We start from the raw sequence: 23,251 nt of genomic DNA on the forward strand, positions 1-23,251 counted from the left end.
AACCACTCAAATAGCACAAAGTTTAACAGTATTCATCTTAAACCAAGCTGAATTACAGTCAGCCAAAGGCTAAGATTAATTGCTCAGGGATACTTTAAAAAACGCACAACCGCTACAATATAAGATTGAGCTTTTATAACCAGCGTTTGCCGACATGCTTTTCTTATCCCATACCTCTACTGCCAGACTACCGACTCAGTTTGGTGCGTTTGATGTCCACGTATTTACTGACAGCCGCAATGGCCTGGAGCATGTCGCCTTGACCTGCGGTGAAGTACAAGGCAAGCAAGACCCGCTGGTGAGAGTGCACTCAGAATGTTTAACTGGCGATGTGTTTGGCTCTACGCGTTGCGATTGCGGTGAGCAACTGCATCACGCACAACGCCTGATCCAGCAAAGCGGCCAGGGCTTGATTCTGTATCTCAAAAACCATGAAGGCCGCGGCATCGGCCTCACTAATAAAATGCGCGCTTATGCCCTGCAAGACCAGGGTATGGATACGGTTGAAGCCAACGTCGCGCTGGGCTTGCCGGTGGATGCACGCACTTATGAAGCGGCGGCTGATATGCTGGGGTATTTTGACATTAGCAGCATCCGCTTGCTGTCAAACAACCAGGACAAGCGCACCGCCCTGCAAGCCTTGGGCATCAGCGTGCATCAACAAGTGCCACTGCTCACCACGCCTACTGCAGACAATCTCAAATACCTGCAAACCAAGTCGGTCAAGCTTGGGCACTTAATTCCGGACTTGTGATTTTCTGCCTATCGCCTCATAAATAAAGGTTATAAGCCATTCACCAAATGTTATAACCCCATTCTTGCGTCAGGTTTATACTGCTTTTTCCAATAATCATAAGCAGGAGAGCGACGAGATGAAGCAAGAAACCCTATCCATTCATGGCGGCTATAGCCCTGACCCTACGACCAAGGCGGTCGCGGTGCCTGTGTATCAAACCACTTCTTACGCGTTTGATAACACCCAGCATGGCGCAGACCTGTTTGACCTCAAGGTACAGGGCAATATTTACACCCGCATCATGAACCCGACCACCGCCGTGCTTGAAGAGCGACTGGCGCAACTCGAAGGTGGCATCGGCGCATTGGCGCTGGCCTCTGGCATGGCGGCAATTACCTATGCCATTCAAACCATTGCCGAAGCAGGCGACAATATTGTGTCGGTTTCGACGCTGTATGGCGGCACCTATAATTTATTTGCCCACACCTTGCCTAAGCAAGGCATAGAAGTGCGGTTTTTTGATTATCGCGACCCGGCCTCGCTGGAAAAGCTTATCGATAGCCGTACCAAACTGGTGTTTGCTGAAACCATAGGCAACCCGCTGGGCAATGTGGTGGATCTGGCCACCATCAGCGCTGCTGCGCACAAACATGGCGTGCCGGTGATTGTGGACAACACGGTCGCCACGCCGATTTTGGCCAAGCCATTTGAGCATGGCGTGGATATTGTGGTGCACTCGCTCACCAAATACATCGGTGGCCATGGCAACTCCATTGGCGGCATCATCGTCGATAGCGGAAAATTCCCATGGGGCGAACATGCAGACAGGTTCCCTAGCCTGAATACCCCTGACCCGAGTTATCACGGCGTGAATTATGTAGAAGCGCTGGGCGCTGCGGCCTATATTGCACGTGCACGCGTGGTACCGTTGCGCAACACAGGCGCCGCTCTCAGTCCATTTAACAGCTTTTTGATCCTACAAGGGCTGGAAACGCTGGCGTTACGTATCGAGCGGCATAGCGCCAACGCGCTGGCGGTGGCGAGTTACCTCGCACAGCACCCTAAAGTCAAATGGGTCAAATATGCCGGGCTGGCAGATCATCCTGATCATGCCCTGGTGAAAAAATACCTTAAAGGCCAAGCCTCAGGCATCTTGTCCTTTGGCGTGCAGGATGGGCTGCAAGGCGGCACACGCTTTATTGATGCATTGCAGCTATTCACGCGACTGGTGAATATTGGAGATGCCAAAAGCCTGGCCTGCCACCCGGCCACCACCACGCATAGGCAACTCAACGCCGAAGAACTGGCGCGTGCGGGCGTGAGCGAAGACATGGTGCGGCTGTCTGTCGGCATCGAGCATATTGATGATCTGATTGCAGACCTCGAACAGGCGCTGGCCAAAGTCTAACTCATCGCTGGCATATGTGTGGCAATGCAGGCCGCTTGTGCTGGCCTGCATGCATCGCCAAACTAGCGAATGATGTCACCAAATGACGCTGTCGCGTCTAAAATCATCCCCTTTAGCACTGATGGGAACACATAGATGAAATCTTTGCCCTTACGCATCACAGGCCTGCTGTTCTCAGGCCTGGTCTCTAATGCACAGGCAGGCGAAGCTTACCTCGGCCAGTTTCGTTATCAATATGATGGCGGCAGCGTTTACCGGGTAACAGTCAAGGACGCTCAGTCAATGTCTTGGTTATGTATTGAGGGCGATGAAAAAGGTGCACATGGCATCGAAACGCCTCAGCACTTTACGGTCGCCGACAAAGTTTACTTTGCCAGTTGGGTAGAAAAAACCGGCATCAACGTGACGCAAGTCATCAACCTCCATACCATGAAGGTCTATTCCACCATCACAGATGGCAAACAACGCTTTGTGATTTCAGGCAATATCGTGCGCGAACAATAATCAGGCACGCATCATCACGCGGTTACGGCCTGCATGTTTGGCCTGATACAGCGCTTTGTCTGCCTCCGCGATCACGGACTCATAGTCAATGTTGCCTTTGGCCAGTGCGCCACCAATGCTGACGGTAAGCGCGAGACGCTCACCGTTAGGCGCCAGAATCTGCGCTTGTGCCACTTTGTGGCGAATCTCTTCTGCCACCTTGGTGGCGGTGGCCGCATCTGCCTCGACCAGAATCAATAACATTTCCTCGCCACCATAGCGAAACACAAAGTCAGACGGTCTGACCGACTCTGTCATCAAGGCAGCCACTTTCTGCAAGGCCATATCACCCGCAGCATGACCATGGCGGTCATTGACGCTTTTAAAATGATCCAGGTCGAGAATCAGCACCGCAAAGCCGATGGCGCCTGCACGCTTTTGCAAGGCGATTTCGCGCGAAAGCACGGTATGGATAAAACGCCGGTTCAACAAGCGGGTCAGGCTGTCACGCGCATTATCCAGTTCAATATGTGCATCAAAAATTTCATTGATAACAAACTTGATTTTCACCAGGTCCTGCTGAATCAACTGAAACTGGCTACCTATCGCGGCGCGGTCGTCGTATTGCGTGGTTTCGAGCTTGGGTAAAATTTGCTGGTCTATTTTGGCGATGCACTCGGCAATGTTTTGCAACTTGGGCGTGCGCTCAAACATCAGGCTGGCTTTGTGCAAAAACCACATGCCAAACTCAGACTTGGCCAACCTTGGCAGGCCAATATCAGACGGGCTGTAAAACCAGGCCAGAATATTGCGCTCCCACTCGGTTAAAAATGCCCGCTGCCGCTCTCTTTCCATGGCGATATTGCTGCCGATCACCGCCAGGCGATACGACTCGTCCAGCCGGGTCTGGTCAGAAATAGACTGCATGTAGCCTTGGTTGCGAATCTCATACGATAAGCCAATGAGCTGATTCACATACATCACTGATTGCAGTTTTTGCTCATCGGTCCATGGCTGCATCAGGATATGTCGCAAAATACAGGCATTGATCATGCGCAGACTTTTAGACACAGAATGCGCCGGGTAGCCGACTCTAGACAATTTCATGCCCAGCGCATGCTGCGCTTGCACAAAGTGGCTGACATCCGAAAACTGCATGCTAAACAGTTGATACGCCCACTCTTCAAACACCGCCGTCCATTGGGTGCGCATCTCTTCGGTATTGAGCACCTTGCTTAATACCGGGTCTGTGCTTAAATAGTGGCGGTAGCCAGTGAGTAACTCCTGCATATGGTCGCCGATCAAGGCATACACTTGCTGAATCACCGCCGGCGGCGTGCTGGTTATGATGGCTTGCCATTCATCGGTGACTAGTATGTGTGCATATTCTGGAGGATTATCAGTTTCAGGGGTGTGTTCGTCGTACGTCATCGCTATACCATTGTTTTTTCATAGACACCCCAAGCGCTCGCTTTTATTAGCAAGTATCATGGAGTGACAAGACATGATAACGTTATTCTGTTTATGTCATTAAATATTGATTTAATTTAATAGTTGATAACAAAAAAGGCGAGCACATGAGCTCGCCTTTGTCTAAAACCAGTGTGCTAATGACTGAGTCGTTGTTTAAAACACACGCAGTTGCGTCGGCTTTAAATACACCGTTTCGCCTTGTTTAAAATTCAACTGGTTAAACTGTTCACGCCCCAGCTCCACATCCACATATTGCGCATTGTCTGTGCGCTTGATCTCAAGGCGGACCAGCGAACCGACAGAATGCACATAGGTTAGCGCCCCTGCGATGCTATTGGCTGCAGCCTCACGGCTGACGGCGATTTCATAAGGGCGCACAAAGCCTTTGCCTTGCGGTGTTTCAAACGCGTTCACATTACCCAAAAACTCATACACAAAGGGCGTCGCGGGCTGATCATACACCGCCTGAGGTGAACCCACCTGCTCCACCTGGCCGTGGTTCATGACCACAATGGTGTCTGCCACTTCCAGCGCTTCTTCCTGGTCATGCGTCACAAACACACTGGTCACATGCAACTCATCGTGCAAGCGACGCAGCCAGCGGCGCAGGTCTTTACGCACCTTGGCATCCAGGGCGCCAAAGGGCTCATCCAGCAATAATACTTTAGGCTCTACCGCCAGCGCACGCGCCAAGGCGATACGCTGACGCTGGCCACCAGATAATTGCGGTGGATAACGGTCTGCCAGCCAGTCTAACTGCACCAGTTTGAGCAAATCATGCACGCGTTTTTTAATCTCAGCATCTGACGGCCGGGTTTCTTTTGGGCGCACGCGCAGGCCAAACGCCACGTTTTCAAACACGGTCATATGGCGGAACAACGCATAGTGCTGAAACACAAAGCCGACCTGGCGCTCACGCACATCGCGGTGCGTGGTGTCTACGCCATCAAACAATACCTGGCCGCTATCGGGCGACTCTAAGCCAGCAATAATGCGCAACAAAGTAGTCTTGCCGCAACCTGAGGGCCCGAGCAAAGCCACCAACTCGCCAGACGGCACTTGCAGGTTAATATCACGCAACGCGCTAAATTGGCCAAAGCCTTTGTTAATCTGTTGAATGGTAATACTCATATTAAGCCGTCACTTCCTTTTCAATATTGGCGGCATCACGCGAGGCCTGCCATTCGACATATGTTTTTAAGACCAGGGTTACCAGCGCCAGCAGCGTTAGCAATGAAGCAACGGCAAACGCAGCGGCATAGTTATATTCGTTATACAAAATCTCGACATGCAGCGGCATAGTATTGGTCAGCCCGCGGATATGGCCAGACACCACAGACACCGCACCAAACTCGCCCATGGCGCGTGCATTGGTCAAAATCACGCCATAAATCAGGCCCCACTTCACATTAGGCAAAGTCACGTGCCACAGCATCTTCCAACCAGACGCGCCTAATACCAACGCGGCCTCTTCCTCTTCTTTGCCTTGCGCCTGCATGAGCGGAATCAGCTCGCGCGCCACAAACGGAAAGGTCACAAAAATGGTCGCCAGCACAATGCCAGGCACAGCAAACACCACTTTAAAATCATGATCAATCAACCACTCGCCAAACCAGCCTTGCAGGCCAAAAATCAGCACAAAAATTAAACCGGCAATCACTGGTGACACGGCAAACGGCAAGTCAATCAAGGTGATTAAAAAGCTTTTGCCCTTGAAATCGAACCTGGTAATCGCCCAGGCGGCCGCCACGCCAAACACCAGGTTAAGTGGCACTGAAATGAATGAAGCAATCAGCGTCAGCTTCATCGCCGACAAAGCATCTGCTTCGGTAATCGCAGCCAGATAGACGCCCCAGCCTTTGCGCAAGGCTTCAGTAAACACCGCGGCCAGCGGAATCAGTAAAAACAGCCCCAAAAAAGCGAGTGCCAGGCCGATCAGGCCCCAACGCACCCAAGCCGGTTCAGACGTCGCGCGTTTGAAAGCGACCTTACCCTGATATTGTTGAAATTGTGTGGGTTGCATAAATTTTCTATTCGATTAAATATTGAGCGAGCGCAGCCAATTTATTTATTGCCATGGCGGTGATTGCTCCACCACTGCAACAGGTTAATCAGCAACAACAAGACAAACGAAATCACCAGCATCACCACCGCAATCGCAGTCGCTCCGGCATAATCGTATTGTTCCAGCTTGGTAATAATCATTAGCGGGGTGATCTCGGAAATCATCGGCATATTGCCCGCAATAAAAATGACCGAGCCGTACTCACCGACAGCGCGGGCAAAAGCCAGCGAAAAACCAGTGAGCAAGGCAGGCCAGATGGCGGGCAAAATAATTTTGTAAAAGGTTTGCCAGCGGTTAGCCCCGAGGCTGGCGGCGGCCTCTTCAGCCTCTGCACTGAAGTCCTCCAGCACTGGCTGCACCGTGCGCACCACAAATGGCAGGCCAATAAACGTCAGCGCGACCACTACGCCCAGCGGCGTAAAGGCGACTTTAATGCCATACGGCTCCAGCCATTGCCCTAACCAGCCATTGGGTGCATAAATCGCGGTCAACGCAATACCCGCCACCGCGGTCGGCAATGCAAAGGGTAAATCCACCAGGGCATCGAGGACTTTTTTACCAAAAAACTGGTAGCGCACCAGCACCCAGGCGGTAAGCAAACCAAACACCAGGTTAATCACCGCGGCGAGAAATGAGGCGCCAAAAGTCAGTTTATAGGTGGCGACGACCCGCGGGGTCGTCACCACGGCCCAAAACTCATGCCAACTGAGTTCAGTCGTGCGTAAAAAAACAGCGGCGAGTGGGATGAGGACAATCAGGCTTAAATAAACCAGCGTCACCCCTAATGACAACCCGAAGCCGGGCAGTAAATGTTTCTTTTTTTGTGATGCCATGTTGTGTGGTAACCAGTGTAAACAGGCGCTAATGTAGCTGGATTCTTTTAAATTTTAAAAGAATAAATAATCATTAATTTATAAGCGCCTGTTATATTAAAAAAATGATTAGGCTACTTTGGGTGCGCGATGCGGATATTGGGCGTTAATGACTTTGGCCACCACCGGTGCCGCCAGCAAGTTACCCTGCAAAATAGTGGCCCCTGAGGCAATCGCAATATCCAGTTGCTGCTGTGTTTCTATGCCCAGAATCACCGGCGTACTGCCGAGGTCTTGCACCATGGCTACCAGCCCTTTCAGGGCTTTAGCCAACATAGGCTGTTGCGCTGCCTGGTGAATCACCGACACATCAAACTTGATGTAATCATGATGCGCACTCCACAAGCGGTACAACTTGCTCTGATGGCCGCCGACGTGGTCAAACGCAATCTGGTAGCCCAGTGCACGGTAGTTTTCAATGGCGGAAATCAGGTGCTTGTCCTGCTCAATCAGGGACTCATTAATCTCCAGCACCACGCGATGCGTAGGCACCGAGTATTTATGCAAAATCTGCTCAAATACCTTGCCGTGTGCACTGACTTCCAGCAGCAATTTAGGATGCACATTTAAAAACAGCAAGCCGTTTTCCTGGTGAATCGCACGGTAGTTCAATACATGCTGCGAGCGGCATACGCGGTCAAACTGCACCAGCTTGCCGGATTGTTCAGCATAGGTGAAGGCAAACTCTGGCGTGCTGCCCAGCGTGCCGAATAAAGACGGACGAATCAGCGCTTCGTAGCCGTAGATATCGCCTTGTTTGGCATCATAAATGGGCTGAAAAGCGGTTTTGAGGTGCACACCAATAAAGGTGCTCTCATACTCGCCCGAACTGGCTTCCAGCAGCCCTAACTCCTCGAGGTCCAGCGACAGTGCCTGCTTTAACTCGGCACGCAGCTGTATCACGTGTTCTGGCTCCTGATTTGGTTGACGTTGCGTCATGGTGACTCTCCTGCAAAACTGCTTTTTAATGCGACGAAATCTGCTTACTTCTGGTAAATCTGGTCAAAAATGCCGCCATCACTAAAGTGCGTATTTTCGGCCTCGTTCCAGCTGCCAAACACCTGTTTGACAGTAAACGTGTGTAACTTTTTAAAGCTCGGTTGCGCCACCTCACTCACTTGCGGACGCAAATAATGCTTGGCCGCCAAGGCTTGTCCTTGTGGAGAAAAGTGAAACTCAAGATAAGCCTGCGCCACTTTACGGGTGCCTTTTTTATCCACCACTTTATCCACCAGTGATACAGGGTTTTCGGCCAGTACCGTCACAGACGGATACACCACCTCATATTTGTCTTCACCCAGCTCTTTTTGCAGCAGATAAACCTCATTTTCAAACGTGACCAGCACATCGCCAATCTCACGTTGCGCAAAGGTGGTGGTGGCGCCACGTCCGCCAGTATCCAGCACTGGCACATGTTTAAACAACTCCGTCACAAACTGGCGCGCTTTGGTGGCATCACCACCCTTTTGCGTCACATAGCCCCAGGCTGCCAGATAACTATATTTACCGTTACCCGAGGTTTTAGGGTTAGGGATCACCGAGGTCACGCCTGGGCGCACCAAGTCATCCCAGTCTTTGACTTGCTTGGGGTTGCCTTTACGCACCAGAAAAACGGTTGGGGACGCGCTAGGCACGCTGTTGTTGGGCAAACGCGTTTGCCAGTTGGCCGGAATCAGTTTGCCTTTTTGCGCCAGGATATCAATGTCTGTACTGCGGTTCATGGTAATCACGTCCGCGGGCAAGCCATCGACCACTGAGCGCGCCTGCTTGGTCGAGCCGCCGTGTGACTGATTAATCGTCACCGTTTCGCCGGTTTTTTCTTTCCAGTACTGCACAAAAGCCGGGTTAAAGTCTTTGTAAAACTCGCGGGTGACATCATAAGAGGCATTTAATAACTCGGCAGCGTGCAGTGACACACTGCTCATTAAGATGGCCAGCAGGGTGCTACGCAAAACAAACGGCATATACAATATCCTTATGATGATCAAACTGGTGTGCACTATAACGATAAACTTATATTTTTAAAAAGAATAAAAAATAATATATTTATAATATATGAATATATAAAATCCACAGTGATCATCAGCCGTGATCGGCCTGCAGTCAACGCCGTTTTAAGAAGCAAAACATATAAACAAATAATTAACGATTCTAGTGTTAGGCCTATTCAAGGCAGGCGGATTCTTTTATAGTTTAAAAAGATTAACGCTGACCAGACATCTGGAAGCCAGTCACCCTCATTGGGCGACTGGCTTTTTTTTCGTGTGTACACAGCATAGATGCCATATAAACAGGATTGGATAGCCGATGGAAGAGATCGCGATTGAACACATCGTGCAGCAACTGGCGAGCATACGCGAAAGCGCGCTACAGCAGCGGCAGCGCTTGGCGCAACCGCCAAAACTGCCTGCCCGCAAGGCGTTGGGCAAGCTGGTGGACTGGCTAGCCGCATCGCTGTTTCCTAACCGCCTGGGCGACCCGGATATTCAGGCACATGCGATCAACTTTTATGTCGGCACCACGCTGGATAAAGCCTTGCGTGAGTTGCAGCAGCAAATTCGCCTGGAGCTGGCCTTTAAGGCGCCTGGCACCCCGGCCAGCCAATTTAATAGCCAAGCGCATATCCTTACCCACACTTTTGCCGAGCAGTTGCCACATATCCGCCTGCAACTGGATACCGATTTAGACGCCGCCTACCAGGGCGACCCAGCCGCAGACAGTGTCGATGAAATCCTGGTCAGCTACCCCGGTATCCTGGCGTTGATTCATTACCGCATCGCCCATGTGTTGCATGGCCTGGGCTTGACCATTATTGCGCGTTTGATCACTGAGATTGCCCATTCACAGACTGGCATCGACATTCATCCGGGCGCGCAGATCGGCGATTACTTTTTTATCGACCATGGCACGGGGGTTGTGATTGGCGAAACTGCCATCATTGGCAACCATGTGCGTCTTTACCAGGCGGTGACGCTCGGGGCTAAAAACTTTCCTAAAGATGCCAATGGTCACATGGTGAAGAAGTTTGAACGCCATCCAATTTTAGAAGATGGCGTGGTGGTGTACGCTGGGGCAACTATTCTGGGCCGTATCACCATCGGCAAGCATTCCATTATTGGCGGTAATGTCTGGGTCACGCGTAGCGTGCCCGCCAATAGTCACGTCACACAAGCGCACTCGGACGCGAAACCGATTCCAGTCGCGGCTTGATTTTTAATCACCCTACTTTCAGTCACTACCGATTCGTTAGTTTAATAAGGAGAATAATAGTATGTCAGAACAACCAACCCAGAGCGCCTTGGGCGACGTCGCCGCACGAACGCTTGCCAATGCCACCAAATCGGTGCCCATGCTCAGCACCATCAGCCCACGCTGGCTGGTGCATTTGCTCAATTGGGTGCCAGTCGAAGCTGGTATTTATCGTGTCAACAAAGCCAAAGACCCGAATGCGATTACCGTCGATTGCTCAAACAAAGACGAAAAAGAACTGCCAGCCACCTTTGTTGACTACGAAGAATGGGGCCGTGAGTATGTGTTGAATGCCGTCAACACTGTGGTCGATGTACACACGCGTGTGTCTGACCTCTACAGCAGCCCGCATAATCAGATTAAAGAGCAACTGCGCCTGACCATTGAAGTGGTGAAAGAGCGTCAGGAAAGCGAACTGATCAATAACAAAGAATATGGGCTGCTGAATAATGTCGCCAAGTCACAAACCGTGAAAACGCGTAACGGCTTCCCGACCCCAGATGACCTGGATGAATTGCTGACCAAAGTGTGGAAAGAGCCTGCGTTCTTTTTAGCGCACCCAAAAGCGATTGCGGCTTTTGGCCGTGAGTGCACCCGTCGTGGTGTGCCACCACCGACCGTGTCATTGTTCGGTTCACAGTTCCTCACTTGGCGCGGCATTCCACTGATTCCTAGTGACAAATTGCCTATCGTCAACGGCAAATCCAAAATCCTGTTGTTACGCGTGGGCGAAAGCAAACAAGGCGTGATTGGCTTGTATCAACCGAACTTGCCTGGTCAACAAACCATGGGCCTATCCGTACGTTTTATGGGCATCAACCATAAAGCGATTGCGTCTTACCTGGTCTCGCTGTATTGCTCACTGGCGGTACTGACCGAAGATGCGATTGCCGTACTGGAAGATGTCGGAGTTGACCATTACTATGACTACAAGTAATTCAATCGACCTGACTTTCACTGATGGCGGAAGCTTTGAGCCTGAGGCCATTTTGGCCTCGTTGCCGGGCGAGCATCCGAAGATGACGGCTGCGCTAGGCGTGGGACGCGAACTGGAGAATACGGGCGTGCTGGATACGGCGACCCTGACGCAAATAGTGAACGACCTTTACGCCGAGGGCTTTCCGGCCACCGCGCCGTTTGCGGCGGCAGACTTTGCGCAATCACTTTCCAGCGCGCGCACACCACAACCGTCGTTGCCCGCCACAGACTCATTGACCACCAAACTGGGCAATGTGGGCGGCAACTCGATCGGCGCAGCTTCGCCAAGCTATGTGCAATCGCAAGGTCAACCTGTCACGCAAGAAGCACAGGCGCAACAGCTTACCTATGCGCCAGGCGTCGAAGCGCTGGGTAGCGATCCACTGCATAACCACCCTGCACACCTGAATGTCTTGCAGCCAGAAGCCGCTTTTTTGGCACCTGCAGCCTTTGCTGGGCTTGGCATAGAGATTCCTTACCAGCAGGAACTGGATCGCTGGCTGGGCACAGGCGTAAGCCAACCGCCGTCATCAGCCGCAGCAACGCCAGCGGCCAATACTTCATCCGCAGGCAGTGCGCAATCGTTTTATTTTTTGCAAGCTGAGCCAGCCGTCATCGGCAGCCTACCTGCTTCTGCGCACCCGGCGTTTGATGTGCACGCCGTGCGCCGCGACTTTCCGATTCTCAACGAGCGCGTCAATGGCCGTCAGTTGGTATGGTTTGATAATGCAGCCACCACGCATAAACCGCAGGTGGTGATTGATCGCATCAGTTACTTCTACCAGCACGAAAACTCCAATATTCACCGCGCCGCCCATGCGCTGGCAGCACGGGCGACCGATGCTTATGAAGATGCGCGTGAAACCGTGCGCCGCTTTATCAATGCACCGTCGGTGAATAACGTGATTTTTGTGCGTGGCACCACAGAAGCGATTAACCTGGTGGCCAAAACCTGGGGCAAAAAACACCTGGGCGCTGGTGACGAGATTGTGGTGTCTCACCTCGAACATCACGCGAACATCGTGCCCTGGCAGCAGCTTTGCCAGGAAACAGGCGCGGTGATCAAGGTGATTCCGGTCGACGACAGCGGGCAGATTTTGCTGGAGGAATACCAAAAACTGCTCACAGCCAAAACCAAGCTGGTGTCTTTCACGCAAGTCTCTAACGCCTTGGGCACGGTCACACCGGCGCAGGAAATGATTGCCATGGCACACCGTGCTGGCGCCAAGGTCTTGCTGGACGGCGCGCAATCGGTCTCGCACCTGCGTACCGATGTACAAACGCTGGATGCAGACTTTTTTGTCTTCTCAGGCCATAAAATCTTTGGTCCGACTGGCATAGGCGCGCTGTATGGCAAAGCCGACGTGTTGCAAGACATGCCTGCCTGGCAAGGTGGCGGCAATATGATCCAGGATGTGACGTTTGAAAAAACGGTCTATCACGCCGCGCCCGCCAAGTTTGAAGCAGGCACGGGCAATATTGCTGATGCGGTGGGATTGGGCGCAGCACTGAAATACGTTGAACGCTTGGGCATTGAGAACATCGCCGCCTACGAGCATGCCTTGCTTGAATATGCTACCGCCGCCATGTGCCAGATCCCTAACTTGCGCCTGATAGGCACGGCCAAGCACAAGGCCAGCGTGCTGTCGTTTGCCCTCAAGGGCTATCAGAGTGAAGAAGTCGGCGCTGCGCTCAATGAAGAAGGCATTGCGGTGCGCTCTGGCCACCATTGCGCGCAACCAATTTTGCGCCGCTTTGGAGTAGAAACCACCGTGCGTCCTTCATTGGCGTTTTATAACACCTATGAAGAAATTGACCGCATGATTGCGGTGTTGCAGCGGCTGGCGTCTTACCACGCTTAACGCGGTTCATCCTCGCAGCCATTCACCAAGGTGGTGAATGGCTGTTTTTTTGCCGCAGCCCGCCAAACTTTTTCTGTTGTGACATTCTGTCCAACCCTCTGTAAAATCCCCTGTACCAACCCAGCGGTTGCGACCCTTTACCCACAGAATATTGACCGATGAAATTTGATCCGCGCAATAATAAATTCACCGCTATTTTTACCAGAGAGATGCTCGAGGCCACGCTGCCTTCGGTGCTGCTGATCTGCCTGGCACTCTTTTTTGCCTACAAATTTATAGACCCGGCGCCGCCGCGTAACATTGTGATTGCCACCGGTGAAGCCGATTTAAATTACAACGCGTTTGCTGCCATCTACGGCGTCTATCTGCAAAAAGAAGGCATCACCCTCGAGAGGCGTAAAACCTCTGGTGACAATGAAAATCTGCGTTTATTAAAAGACCCGGAATCCGATGTCGATATTGCGTTTATCCAGGATGGCGTCGCTCACAGTGAAGGCGCAGGTTCACTACTATCGCTGGGCAGCTTGTATTACCAGCCGGTGTGGATTTTTTGCCGCTGCAAAGACAGCACCACGCATTTATCTGCGCTCAAAGGCAAGCGCATTGCTATTGGCTATGCGGGCGATGGCACGCACAGCCTGGTCAGCACGCTGCTCAATGAAAGCGGCATTGGTGCCAGCAATACCAAACTTGTCGAGATTGGCGGTGAAGAAGCGGCCACGGCCTTACGGCAAGGCAAACTGGATGCCGCCCTGTTTGTCGATGTCGCCAATTCGGGCATGATTCATGAGATGGTGACTGACAAACGCCTGCATTTGCTGAGCCTGGACACCGCAGAGGCTTTTTCACGCAAATTTGCTTTTATGCATCATCTGGTGCTACCCGAAGGGGCAATGGACCTCGCCAGAAACATCCCTGGCCATGATGTGCACCTGGTGGCACCAACGGCCACGCTGGTGGTGAAAGAAAGCATGCATCCAGCACTCGCCTACCTGATGATGAAAGTGATTGCCGAGGTACATGGCGGTCCTAGCCTGTTTAATACCAAGGGCGAGTTTCCATCGGCCAAGGATACCGACTTCCCGCTGAGTACGCAGGCGCTTAATTTTTATAAATCCGGCTTGCCGATTATTGATAAATACCTGCCGTTTTGGGCGGCAACATTTGTCAACCGCACCTTGATCGTGATTTTGCCATTGCTGGCATTACTGATCCCGCTGACCAAGATTATTCCGATGGTGTATGTATGGCTGGTGAAACGCAAACTGTTCCGTTATTACGGCGAGTTGCGCTTTCTCGATACGCAGTTACAGGAAATCAAGAGCGCAGAAGACGTGCAGCAATGCCTGGATACACTGAATGACATTGAAGCCAAGGTGGTGAATGTGAAACTGCCGGTGCCGTTTTCACAATATGCTTATGAACTGCGCGCACATATTGAGCTGGTCAGGTCCAAACTTAATCATCACAAGTTTCAAACCACTTAAGCATGCATGCCAGGCGGCCTAATTATGCTGGCCTGGCGTTCACCCACTGTTGCAAGGCATGCTCTGGCATCGGCTTGGCATACAAATAGCCTTGTACCAGATCACAACCCAGGCTTTTGAGGTATTCGGCTTGCGCCTCGGTTTCTACGCCTTCGGCGACGATTTGGTAATGCAGGTTTTTGCCGAGCACCACAATGGCACTGGTCACCGCCTCTGAGCGCTCTTTGCCTGGCACATCATTGACAAAAGAACGGTCTACTTTTAAATAATCGCCGGGAATATCGCGCAAATAAGCCAGGCAGGAATAGCCGGTGCCAAAATCATCAATGGCCAGCTTCACACCCAATTGTTTGAGTGCCTGTAAGCTATCGGTGCCTTTACAGTCAGAGTGGATCAATGCGCTCTCTGTCAGCTCGATCACCAGGCGATCAGCGGACAAGCCGGTGTCACGCAGCACTTGCAACACATAATCGGTAAAACCTGGCGAGCGTAACTGCATGGGCGATACGTTGACCGAGACTTTCACCTTACTCAGTGCACCTGTTTGCCAGGATGCCACTTGCTGACAAGCTGCTTTTAACACCCAGGCGCCCATCGGCACAATCAGGCCGGTCAACTCGGCCACGCCAATAAACTTGGCCGGCGACACCACCCCTTGTTGCGGATGCTGCCAACGGATCAATGCCTCAACGCCGACCAGTTCACCCGTCATAAAGTTCAGTTGTGGTTGGTAAACCAGGTAAAACTCCTGATGCGCAATCGCCGCCTCTAACTCGCTGGCAAAGGCCAAGTCTTCAGGTGGTAATACCTGCTCATGCGTCACCCCTTTACGGTAATAGGTAAACGTCATAATGCTGACCACACAAATCAGCGACAGCGTGATAATCAAGGGCGTCAAACGGTAGTCGTGTTTAAAATAAACACCGAAGCCACCCAAGAAAATGGCACACAAAAACAGCAAGCTGACAATCCAGCGCAGGTGCTTGCCGGACTCGTCCATCAATAACAAATAGCTGATGGAGGTTTGAGAGACCTGCTTGGCGAGCAAGGCAGAAGCGCTCAACAACCCAGCCAAGCAAGACAGCATGGAAAGCTGGCCATAGGCGTCTGGGATGCCGTAAGCGCGGGCCAATAAACCAGTGACAGGCATGAGCAAGGCCACAATGAGCACGGCCTGGCTGGCGCGGTTACATTGAAAGTGGCAGAGCAAAAAACCGGCGACCACCAGCAAGGACATGCTGACATCAGTCGCAATCTGGCCAGCGCTGACGACTTGTGAAAAGCTGTTGAGGGAGACGATATGCGTAAAAGACGCGTGACTGCTTAGCAGCCAATACGCTTGTAACAGATAGCCGACTAACACGCCACCAATCAGCCAGCCGACCAGGGGATGCGCACGCTTGGCGTCATGGATGACAGATAAACTCACGCCGACAAACATAAGATAGCTCAAGCTTTGCAAGACACTGAGTTCGAAAGTGTGATGCAAGTCGGTCAACGGAAAACCAAGCAGCACGCTGGCAATGCTGGCCACTGCCAGCCAAGGAGAGTACTTCTGTAACGTTCTGAGGAACCGATGCCGCATGTACTGGCATTGCGTTGTACATTCCTGACCAGTTACAACTGACCAGTCAATGCTGGATACTGACATGTTGCCCCCTGTCTCAATCTCATATTATTGCCCGCGTTAGCAGGCAGTTTGGTTTTACTATAGGTGCAAATAGATTGAAACCAACATAAAATAAAGCAGGCTTTTATCTTCCTTTCAATGAAATTAAATTGATACTCATGGATGATTCGCTATGAAATAGCGGGATTGAATCAATGAGTGAACAGGTCAGCAACGTGTGCAACCCTTGACCCTTGATTAACTGTTTGGAGACTCGGCGCTAGCCAGTGTGCTGGCGACCCACTGCTCAAGTGCTTGCGCGGCCAGTGGTCTGGCAAACAAGAAGCCTTGCGCGATATCACAACCAATGCCTTTAAGAAAATGGGCCTGGGCTTCGGTTTCAATGCCTTCGGCAATAATGCGGTAGTCCAGGCTCTTGCCCAGGCTGACAATGGCTTGAATCACCGCCTCGGCCTTGTTATGGCCTGGCAGTTCCATCACAAATGAACGATCGACTTTCAAGTAGTCGCCAGGAATATCGCGCAGGTAAGACAAGCAAGAATAGCCAGTGCCAAAATCGTCAATCGCCAGTTTGATGCCCGCCTGCTTCAAGCGATGCATGATGCGGGCATTTTCGCCATCGTCCTGCACAAAAGCGCTTTCAGTGAGCTCGACCACCAGCCGCTGCGGTGGCAAGCCGCTTTCCGCCAGTATCTGCAAAATATCCTCCACTAGCGTGCCCGATTTCAATTGCAGCGCCGAGACATTCACGGCGACTTCCATCTGCCCTAGCACGGGGTGATGATTCCACTGCGCGGCCTGCGTGCAAGCGGTGCGCATGACCCATTTACCTAAGGGCACAATCAGGCCAGTGAGTTCGGCCACGCGAATAAATTTTTCAGGCGAAATCACGCCTTTTTCTGGATGCTGCCAACGCACCAAGGCCTCGACGCCTTTTAATTTGCTAGTATTAAAATCAACTTGTGGTTGATACACCATAAAAAACTGGTGACTATCCAACGCTGCTTCAAGTTGGCTGGCAAAGTCCATATCCGTAGCGGGGAGCACTTGGTCATTACTTTGGCCTTTACGGTAATAAGTCACCGTCATCGTATAGACAATCGCCAGAATCGCCACCACCACCAACGCTGGCAATGCACGTATATTGTCTTCAAACTCAACGCCAGCCCTGGCTATCATAATGGCAAAAAAACTCAAAAATACAATACTGAAACGTATCTGCTTGCCGTTATCGTCCATCAATAATAAATAACTCATGGGCGGATGCGAGGCATGCCTAGCCAATAGGCCAAAAGCGCATAACAAACCACTCAAGGTCGCCAAGGGTGGCATCAGGCCATAAGGGCGCGCAATGCCACATAAAAAACCCAGCAGTGGAATCAATGGAATCATCACCGCGACACACAAGATCGCCTGACTAGTGGCTAGCCAGCCAGATCGCTGCAAGAGATAGGAAATGGCAATCAAGCAAGCCAATAAAGCGCCTGAGGCATATTCCACCAGTCTGGAATCTTGTTGCACCTGTATGTCATTTGCAATGCGCAGCAAATGTGCGGTGTCGTTAAAATCGGCAGCATATGGCGAGAGTTGCACCATAAACAAACTGATGGTGACCAGCGACATCGTTAGCATCGCCAGATTGGTGCGGCCGTTTTCGAGCAGCAGGTTGTAGCTGACCAGAATAAAGGTGAGGTACGTCAGTAATTGTGCCAGCCAGACATTGTTATCGACATCGAGCAGATAATGCGGAAAACCCAGCAAACCGCACACCATGCTGGCCATGGCCAAAAAATGGGTATTGTCTTGTACCTTACGCACAAGACGATGCCGCATAAACTGCCGTTGCGTTATATTTTCACTGAGTGGCGCTGCCAGCTCGCCAATCCCGGTTTGACTCATCATTTACCCTTTAACCGCTATCACTACATTATTCTGAGCCGTCGGCACAAAAACATATTCGAGTCAGGGTATTAAACCTTAACTCTCAAAAGTGTTATCGGTTAAATAAATGGATAAATTTAGAGCTATTTTAAAATAATTTAATAATTTGTCTGCAGCGGGTCAGGCCGCTTCCAGCACACGCTGCATGCCATCGGCGCTATTACGTGTATACACGACTTTTAGGCCACGCTTGTGCGCCACATGCTTGATACGGTACATCATGGAATGATTGAGCCAGCCGGTGACTAACACAATCACATTGACGTTTGCCGGTAGCTCCCGCTTGACATCACCGGGCTTTCTGCCTGTCCAGTGATCAATTTTATCGATCCCCTGCGCTTGCAGTACCTGCTTGATGCCTTCAATACGGTCACCACCAATCACTAATGCTTTTGACATGAAACACTCTCCTTTTGTAGAGAAAGAAAAAGGCATTGGGTAAATGCCTTTTTCTGTTGATCAAATCTTACTTCTGGTAAATCTCGTCAAACACACCACCATCGGCAAAATGCGTTTTTTGTGCTTTTTGCCAACCACCAAACGTGTCGTCAATTTTGATCAAATTGACCTTTGGAAACTGTTTCTCGTACTTTTTAGCCACAGATTCCAAGGTTGGACGATAGTAATTCTTCGCTGCGATTTCCTGGCCTTCTTCGCTATACAAATACTCCAGGTAAGCTTTTGCAACCGCTTCAGTGCCATGTCGCTTGGCATTTTTATCAACGACTGTCACCGGCGGCTCAGCCAAAATCGACAACGAAGGCACCACGATATCAAACTTGTCCGGGCCCAACTCTTTCTGCGCCAGAAAAGCCTCGTTTTCCCAGGCCAGCAACACATCGCCAATACCGCGCTCGACAAACGTCGTGGTTGAGCCACGCGCACCGCTATCCAGCACCGGCACGTTTTTAAACAGCTTTTTCAAGAAGTCTTTGGCTTTGGCATCATCATTATTGTTCTGCTTGAGTGCATAAGCATAAGCCGCCAGGTAGTTCCAGCGTGCACCACCCGAGGTTTTCGGGTTAGGTGTGATCACCGACGTGCCCGGTTTGACCAGATCGTTCCAGTCCTTGATGTTTTTCGGGTTGCCTTTGCGCACCAGAAACACAATGGTAGACGTATAAGGTGAGCTGTTATGCGGCAGGCGCTTTTGCCAGTCTGGCCCGAACAAACGCCCTTTGCTACCCACTTCGTCAATGTCGTAAGACAACGCCAGCGTCACCACATCAGCCTGCAAACCATCAATGACCGAACGCGCCTGTTTGCCAGAACCACCGTGTGATTGTTTAATCACCACATTGTCACCCGTTTTGCCTTTCCAGTATTTGGCAAATGCGTCGTTGTAGTCTTGATACAACTCACGCGTTGGGTCGTAAGACACGTTGAGCAGGTTGACATCAGCCGCCCCTGACAACAACGGAAAGGCCAAAGTGAGTGCCAGTAAAGCATGTTTCAAACTATGATTGAATGTCATCATATTTCCTTGTCGTTAGAAGCCGTATAAAGTCAGCTCGGTATAAAAGAAGTTGGATGTATCGGAGCGATTCGCTTGCCCAGCAACCAAACGTGATGTTGTTTTCACGAAGTCGCCTGCCCAGAAATGTGCATAACCCAGATTCAAAGCAGCATATTGGTTTATTGGAAAACGCACTCTTAAATCAAACTCTTTACCTAAATCCCTGCCAGCATTACCCGTGACATCCTGCAAATTGTTACCTGCGGCCCAACGGTCTGTTGAGCTATCCAGGCGATACCAGCTAAAGCCCGTATCTACTTTCACGTTATCCAAAAATGGCACTTTAGGATCAAACTCTGCGCGTATTTTGGCGGCACGAATATTGTTCATTTGAATATAGTCGTTGTTAGACCAAGGGCGTGCAAAGCCAAACAAACGATCAAAACCCTGATTATCAGAAGTATCTGTGGCAGTGGTGCCGGAGACTTTGTCGCCACTGGCTACGCCATAAGACCCACTGAAACGAGGCTTCCATGAATGCTTGTTAAAGGTATAACCAAGCTCTGCGGTATAGGCATAAGCATCGTGATCAACATTGATATAGCGGCCTGTGGCCAAGTTTCCGAGGTAGCGTTGAACCTCGCCCCATTGCTTGCTGTAGCTGGCGTCATAGTCCCATTGTGTCCCTGGAACCACACCATAGACACGCACACCACCGGTATTAATTTCGCGATCAACCTGTGCTTGTGTCTGTCGCAATGCACTATAAACACTGCGGTCACTATAGGCTGTGCCGTTACCGTCATACTCAACCCGATTACCATTCTGCTTCAGGTAAAAATAGTATGGTTGAATCGTCACGTATTCAGACCAGCCGCGCCAGTCACCCACCAGGCCATAAAACTTCTGGGCATGATCCACTTGGTCCAACTGGTTAGCGAAACGCTGCACCGGCTGTACCGCAAAGGCTTCCAACTGCCAGTCGTTTTTCTTTTCACCAATATTGGCGCGAATCCCCTGGAAGGTGTTGGTCGTGTTGCGCCATTCGTTACGGGCAATCAAGCGACGATCCAGATCTTCCCAAGCCAGGCGACCACCACGTACCCAGAATGGACGGTTATTGCCCAAGTCATCTTTACCAAAAATGCTTTCTTTGAAATACAGCTCCAGATAGGCCTGCAAAAAGTCAGCATGGTCGATATCTTTTGGGTCATTAGATAAACGGCGATCCGTGCTATCGTTGTAATCACTATGGTTACGACGAGAATCCTGCACTTCAACCGCAAAACGGAATGGGTCCAGAATATTCTTCAAACCCAGGTAAGCGCGTGAACGCAATAAGAGTGGATCATCAATGTTTTCTTGTGCACGGCGAAAATCGTTTTGACGGCTCTCATAACGTGCGCGATATTCAAAACCGATATCCAGCCAGTCAATATCCGCAAAACTGTCGTAGTCTTTTAACCACGTTTTGTTCAATTGTTTTACATAGCGTGGTGGCTCGGTTTCTTTTTGTGTACCGTAGCTGCGACGCTCAACGTAGTAACCATTGGCTGCTTTTGCAGCCGCTTTTTCTTCAGCTTTGATTTCTTCAAGGCGCGCTTTGACTTTCTTCTGTTGTTCAGCATCCTCTACTTGCGTCTCTGCCAGCTGCACCTCTTCTGCTGCCGATGCAACGCCATTACCCAGCCACCACACACTTGCGGTTGCCAGTGCAAGACTTATTTTCTTTAACTGCATGTAATTCTCCCGTAATTTAATGACTTCCAGCAGTCTGGTAAGCGCTCAGTAAAATATTCACTACTTTTTAGGTTTTACTTGATGATCAAAGCGGACTTTTTCGCGCCGCTCAATTTGCGTCACCCGCCCATCATGTACCGTAATTTCAATCGAACCATAACCGGTATCCTGTTGCACTGCCGCAATGGCTGCTGCCACGATCGCCAGCACAGCTTCGTCGGTTTGTATTTCTGGTTTGTTTAAGACTGTAGACATGATGCCCCTCACTGCATTGAATGAACGGCATTATTTCAGACTATTTATATTTTAAAAAATAATTATTCGTTATTTTTATATTACTTTTAACTATATAAAGACTAAAAAAAATCCCGCAAGACTGCGGGACTTTAATTTGGGTTTTAATACGTTTGTTGTTAGAAGTTGTACTGCACTTGTACACGCAAAGCGTCTGCTGTAAAGCTTTGGTAATCAAGGGTACCAGCACGGTTACCCGTCACCAGGTTATTACGCTTCATGTGATGGTATTCCGCCATGATTTCGACCTCAGGCGCAAGTTGCCATTCCAGGCCCAATTCCCAATCATTCACATGGTTCTCAGGCGCATTGGTTTCTGCCTTATTGTAACCATCAAAGTATTGCCATTTGATAAATGGAATCAACGTACCATTGGTCTCTAAGAATTGGAAATTGTCGATTTTGTACATTGCTTGTACATAACCACCCTGCAGACTTTTCTCTTCAATTCTGTTTTGCGCGGCATCCATACCAGGTGTAGTACCCCAGTTCCACTCAGCTTGCAAACCAAATGGTTGTGGATACATCACAAAACTCACACCAACGCGTTGGTCTTTAAAGCCTTTAGCATCTGCGGTTGCGATGGTAGGCGTACGTGTTGCGCCAGTGTTTGCAGATGAACTCACGTTAGCATTACCGTTGAAATTGTAACGACCTGTCGTTGGCGCATAGTCACCATGGTAACCTTGGATGCTGGCTTCATAAATCTGACCAGATTGCGTTTTCCAAGGATAAGTAGCACGTGCCACCACATGGTAATTATCGTTTACATCGCTGCGGTTAGCGCCTTGGCCGTTATACAAACCAGCACCAAACATACCGTAGTTACCAGAGTGTTTCAGGCCTTTATCGTTGATTTCTTTAAAGAGTGCCTGAATATTTTCTGGGGTGTAGTAGTAAAACGCACCAGTGTCACGCTCGTCACGCACAGCGCTGTTGAGCGCATCTACACGATCCATCGCCAAACGGTTAGAGGAGGATTGCAGGTTTTCAAAACCATAAGGCACTTTAGATTGACCCACACGCACGCGGTGTACTTTTGCCTTATCAATATTGATATCACCGTAAGCGTCACGAAGCTGTGCAATGTTGTTCGTACCGCTAGCAGAGGATGCAAAATCAGGCTGAATGTAGTAGCTCAGATGGTCACCAAAGTCACCAAAAATAATGATACGTGCGCGACGAATCAAAAAGTTTTTGTCTGGGTTAATGGAGTCATCCGTGCCGACTGAACGGTCAGACCATAAATCAACCGGGTTGGCTCTATTATCCCCATCATTACCAATCATGGCAGTCACGCGATTCTGCACATAACCACGCATATTCACACGGCTAGTCCAGCTTTTGCTTTCTTTCTTTTTCTGCACTTCGACTTCATTGGTGCGGCCCTTCATCAGCAAAGCGCCCTCTTCTTCGGTCAAAACACCTTTACTGATCAATGCCTGCACCAGGTCGGTGGTTGAATCAGCATAGGCCGCAGACGTCAAACCTGTTAACAAGCCACCGGCCAAGGTTGCCATCAACAAACGACGAAACTTCAAATTCATTTTTATCCCCTGTTATAAGATTACAAGTGT

At 50.5% G+C, this 23,251-nt stretch carries 20 protein-coding genes; 7 read left to right on the forward strand and 13 right to left on the reverse strand.

Features of this window, described 5'->3' with window-relative positions; genetic code table 11:
* The first annotated feature begins 154 nt into the window (after positions 1–154).
* The 3 genes from ribA (at position 155) to E6Q52_RS07565 (ending at position 2,648) form a co-directional block, all read left to right on the forward strand.
* Positions 155–754 carry a GTP cyclohydrolase II gene (gene ribA, locus E6Q52_RS07555; protein WP_292820632.1) on the forward strand — a complete coding sequence of 200 codons (600 nt, stop codon included), beginning with the start codon at positions 155–157 and terminating at the stop codon, positions 752–754.
* A 118-nt stretch (positions 755–872) separates the two neighbouring features.
* The gene (locus tag E6Q52_RS07560; RefSeq protein WP_292820635.1) at positions 873–2,144 is read left to right on the forward strand and encodes an aminotransferase class I/II-fold pyridoxal phosphate-dependent enzyme; all 1,272 of its coding nucleotides are present in this window, start codon (positions 873–875) and stop codon (positions 2,142–2,144) included.
* Positions 2,145–2,279: 135 nt separating this feature from the next.
* On the forward strand, positions 2,280–2,648 hold the full coding sequence (locus E6Q52_RS07565) for a MoaF C-terminal domain-containing protein (protein WP_292820638.1): 369 nt from the start codon (positions 2,280–2,282) through the stop codon (positions 2,646–2,648).
* Here the strand turns inward: E6Q52_RS07565 and E6Q52_RS07570 are convergent, their stop codons facing one another.
* The 6 genes from E6Q52_RS07570 to E6Q52_RS07595 form a co-directional block, all read right to left on the reverse strand.
* Entirely contained in the window at positions 2,649–4,058 is a 1,410-nt protein-coding gene (locus E6Q52_RS07570) for a GGDEF domain-containing protein (RefSeq protein WP_292820641.1), read from the reverse strand.
* A gap of 195 nt (positions 4,059–4,253) precedes the next feature.
* Positions 4,254–5,231 carry a sulfate/molybdate ABC transporter ATP-binding protein gene (locus E6Q52_RS07575; protein WP_292820644.1) on the reverse strand — a complete coding sequence of 326 codons (978 nt, stop codon included), beginning with the start codon at positions 5,229–5,231 and terminating at the stop codon, positions 4,254–4,256.
* A 1-nt stretch (position 5,232) separates the two neighbouring features.
* Positions 5,233–6,123, reverse strand: coding sequence for a sulfate ABC transporter permease subunit CysW (cysW, locus tag E6Q52_RS07580; RefSeq protein WP_292820647.1), 891 nt, complete (start codon positions 6,121–6,123; stop codon positions 5,233–5,235).
* 41 nt (positions 6,124–6,164) lie between these two features.
* Complete coding sequence (gene cysT, locus E6Q52_RS07585; protein ID WP_292820650.1) at positions 6,165–6,998, reverse strand: sulfate ABC transporter permease subunit CysT; 834 nt, start codon at positions 6,996–6,998, stop codon at positions 6,165–6,167.
* Positions 6,999–7,106: 108 nt separating this feature from the next.
* Positions 7,107–7,976 (reverse strand): EAL domain-containing protein, encoded by an 870-nt coding sequence (locus E6Q52_RS07590; RefSeq protein ID WP_292820653.1) that lies wholly within the window; start codon positions 7,974–7,976, stop codon positions 7,107–7,109.
* A 44-nt stretch (positions 7,977–8,020) separates the two neighbouring features.
* Entirely contained in the window at positions 8,021–9,001 is a 981-nt protein-coding gene (locus tag E6Q52_RS07595) for a sulfate ABC transporter substrate-binding protein (protein WP_292820655.1), read from the reverse strand.
* A gap of 343 nt (positions 9,002–9,344) precedes the next feature.
* On the opposite strand from E6Q52_RS07595, the gene epsC reads away from it, so the two are divergent.
* The 4 genes from epsC (at position 9,345) to E6Q52_RS07615 (ending at position 14,613) form a co-directional block, all read left to right on the forward strand.
* The gene (epsC, locus tag E6Q52_RS07600) at positions 9,345–10,247 is read left to right on the forward strand and encodes a serine O-acetyltransferase EpsC (protein WP_292820658.1); all 903 of its coding nucleotides are present in this window, start codon (positions 9,345–9,347) and stop codon (positions 10,245–10,247) included.
* 61 nt (positions 10,248–10,308) lie between these two features.
* Positions 10,309–11,223, forward strand: coding sequence for a family 2A encapsulin nanocompartment shell protein (locus E6Q52_RS07605; protein ID WP_194742594.1), 915 nt, complete (start codon positions 10,309–10,311; stop codon positions 11,221–11,223).
* A complete protein-coding gene (locus tag E6Q52_RS07610; RefSeq protein ID WP_292820667.1) occupies positions 11,210–13,126 on the forward strand; it encodes a family 2A encapsulin nanocompartment cargo protein cysteine desulfurase in 1,917 nt (638 codons plus the stop codon). The genes E6Q52_RS07605 and E6Q52_RS07610 overlap by 14 nt, the downstream gene beginning before the upstream one ends.
* Positions 13,127–13,284: 158 nt before the next feature.
* The gene (locus E6Q52_RS07615) at positions 13,285–14,613 is read left to right on the forward strand and encodes a TAXI family TRAP transporter solute-binding subunit (RefSeq protein WP_292820670.1); all 1,329 of its coding nucleotides are present in this window, start codon (positions 13,285–13,287) and stop codon (positions 14,611–14,613) included.
* Between the two features lie 22 nt (positions 14,614–14,635).
* Here the strand turns inward: E6Q52_RS07615 and E6Q52_RS07620 are convergent, their stop codons facing one another.
* From E6Q52_RS07620 to E6Q52_RS07650, 7 genes are all read right to left on the reverse strand, one after another.
* The gene (locus E6Q52_RS07620; protein WP_292820672.1) at positions 14,636–16,264 is read right to left on the reverse strand and encodes a bifunctional diguanylate cyclase/phosphodiesterase; all 1,629 of its coding nucleotides are present in this window, start codon (positions 16,262–16,264) and stop codon (positions 14,636–14,638) included.
* Between the two features lie 216 nt (positions 16,265–16,480).
* The gene (locus tag E6Q52_RS07625) at positions 16,481–18,142 is read right to left on the reverse strand and encodes an EAL domain-containing protein (protein WP_292820674.1); all 1,662 of its coding nucleotides are present in this window, start codon (positions 18,140–18,142) and stop codon (positions 16,481–16,483) included.
* A 162-nt stretch (positions 18,143–18,304) separates the two neighbouring features.
* Positions 18,305–18,583: a DUF2325 domain-containing protein gene (locus tag E6Q52_RS07630; RefSeq protein ID WP_019882674.1), complete on the reverse strand. Its 279-nt coding sequence runs from the start codon at positions 18,581–18,583 to the stop codon at positions 18,305–18,307.
* 67 nt (positions 18,584–18,650) lie between these two features.
* The gene (locus E6Q52_RS07635; protein WP_292820676.1) at positions 18,651–19,658 is read right to left on the reverse strand and encodes a sulfate ABC transporter substrate-binding protein; all 1,008 of its coding nucleotides are present in this window, start codon (positions 19,656–19,658) and stop codon (positions 18,651–18,653) included.
* A gap of 15 nt (positions 19,659–19,673) precedes the next feature.
* Positions 19,674–21,380, reverse strand: a complete 1,707-nt coding sequence (locus E6Q52_RS07640) for an alginate export family protein (protein ID WP_292820679.1) — start codon at positions 21,378–21,380, stop codon at positions 19,674–19,676.
* Positions 21,381–21,440: 60 nt separating this feature from the next.
* A complete protein-coding gene (locus E6Q52_RS07645) occupies positions 21,441–21,635 on the reverse strand; it encodes a YezD family protein (protein WP_292820682.1) in 195 nt (64 codons plus the stop codon).
* A gap of 158 nt (positions 21,636–21,793) precedes the next feature.
* On the reverse strand, positions 21,794–23,221 hold the full coding sequence (locus tag E6Q52_RS07650) for a porin (protein ID WP_292820685.1): 1,428 nt from the start codon (positions 23,219–23,221) through the stop codon (positions 21,794–21,796).
* Positions 23,222–23,251 lie beyond the last annotated feature (30 nt).

Origin of the sequence: Methylophilus sp. (assembly GCF_008015755.1) — a bacterium.
GTDB lineage: Bacteria > Pseudomonadota > Gammaproteobacteria > Burkholderiales > Methylophilaceae > Methylophilus.

Coding starts and splice junctions, on each gene's coding strand:
- E6Q52_RS07650 (WP_292820685.1), bottom strand. CDS start 23,221: ATGAATTTGAAGTTTCGTCGTTTGTTGATGGCAACCTTGGCCGGTGGC.
- ribA (WP_292820632.1), top strand. CDS start 155: ATGCTTTTCTTATCCCATACCTCTACTGCCAGACTACCGACTCAGTTT.
- E6Q52_RS07635 (WP_292820676.1), bottom strand. CDS start 19,658: ATGACATTCAATCATAGTTTGAAACATGCTTTACTGGCACTCACTTTG.
- E6Q52_RS07570 (WP_292820641.1), bottom strand. CDS start 4,058: ATGACGTACGACGAACACACCCCTGAAACTGATAATCCTCCAGAATAT.
- E6Q52_RS07590 (WP_292820653.1), bottom strand. CDS start 7,976: ATGACGCAACGTCAACCAAATCAGGAGCCAGAACACGTGATACAGCTG.
- E6Q52_RS07620 (WP_292820672.1), bottom strand. CDS start 16,264: ATGTCAGTATCCAGCATTGACTGGTCAGTTGTAACTGGTCAGGAATGT.
- E6Q52_RS07630 (WP_019882674.1), bottom strand. CDS start 18,583: ATGTCAAAAGCATTAGTGATTGGTGGTGACCGTATTGAAGGCATCAAG.
- E6Q52_RS07575 (WP_292820644.1), bottom strand. CDS start 5,231: ATGAGTATTACCATTCAACAGATTAACAAAGGCTTTGGCCAATTTAGC.
- E6Q52_RS07625 (WP_292820674.1), bottom strand. CDS start 18,142: ATGAGTCAAACCGGGATTGGCGAGCTGGCAGCGCCACTCAGTGAAAAT.
- E6Q52_RS07595 (WP_292820655.1), bottom strand. CDS start 9,001: ATGCCGTTTGTTTTGCGTAGCACCCTGCTGGCCATCTTAATGAGCAGT.
- E6Q52_RS07615 (WP_292820670.1), top strand. CDS start 13,285: ATGAAATTTGATCCGCGCAATAATAAATTCACCGCTATTTTTACCAGA.
- cysT (WP_292820650.1), bottom strand. CDS start 6,998: ATGGCATCACAAAAAAAGAAACATTTACTGCCCGGCTTCGGGTTGTCA.
- E6Q52_RS07565 (WP_292820638.1), top strand. CDS start 2,280: ATGAAATCTTTGCCCTTACGCATCACAGGCCTGCTGTTCTCAGGCCTG.
- E6Q52_RS07640 (WP_292820679.1), bottom strand. CDS start 21,380: ATGCAGTTAAAGAAAATAAGTCTTGCACTGGCAACCGCAAGTGTGTGG.
- E6Q52_RS07645 (WP_292820682.1), bottom strand. CDS start 21,635: ATGTCTACAGTCTTAAACAAACCAGAAATACAAACCGACGAAGCTGTG.
- cysW (WP_292820647.1), bottom strand. CDS start 6,123: ATGCAACCCACACAATTTCAACAATATCAGGGTAAGGTCGCTTTCAAA.
- E6Q52_RS07610 (WP_292820667.1), top strand. CDS start 11,210: ATGACTACAAGTAATTCAATCGACCTGACTTTCACTGATGGCGGAAGC.
- E6Q52_RS07560 (WP_292820635.1), top strand. CDS start 873: ATGAAGCAAGAAACCCTATCCATTCATGGCGGCTATAGCCCTGACCCT.
- epsC (WP_292820658.1), top strand. CDS start 9,345: ATGGAAGAGATCGCGATTGAACACATCGTGCAGCAACTGGCGAGCATA.
- E6Q52_RS07605 (WP_194742594.1), top strand. CDS start 10,309: ATGTCAGAACAACCAACCCAGAGCGCCTTGGGCGACGTCGCCGCACGA.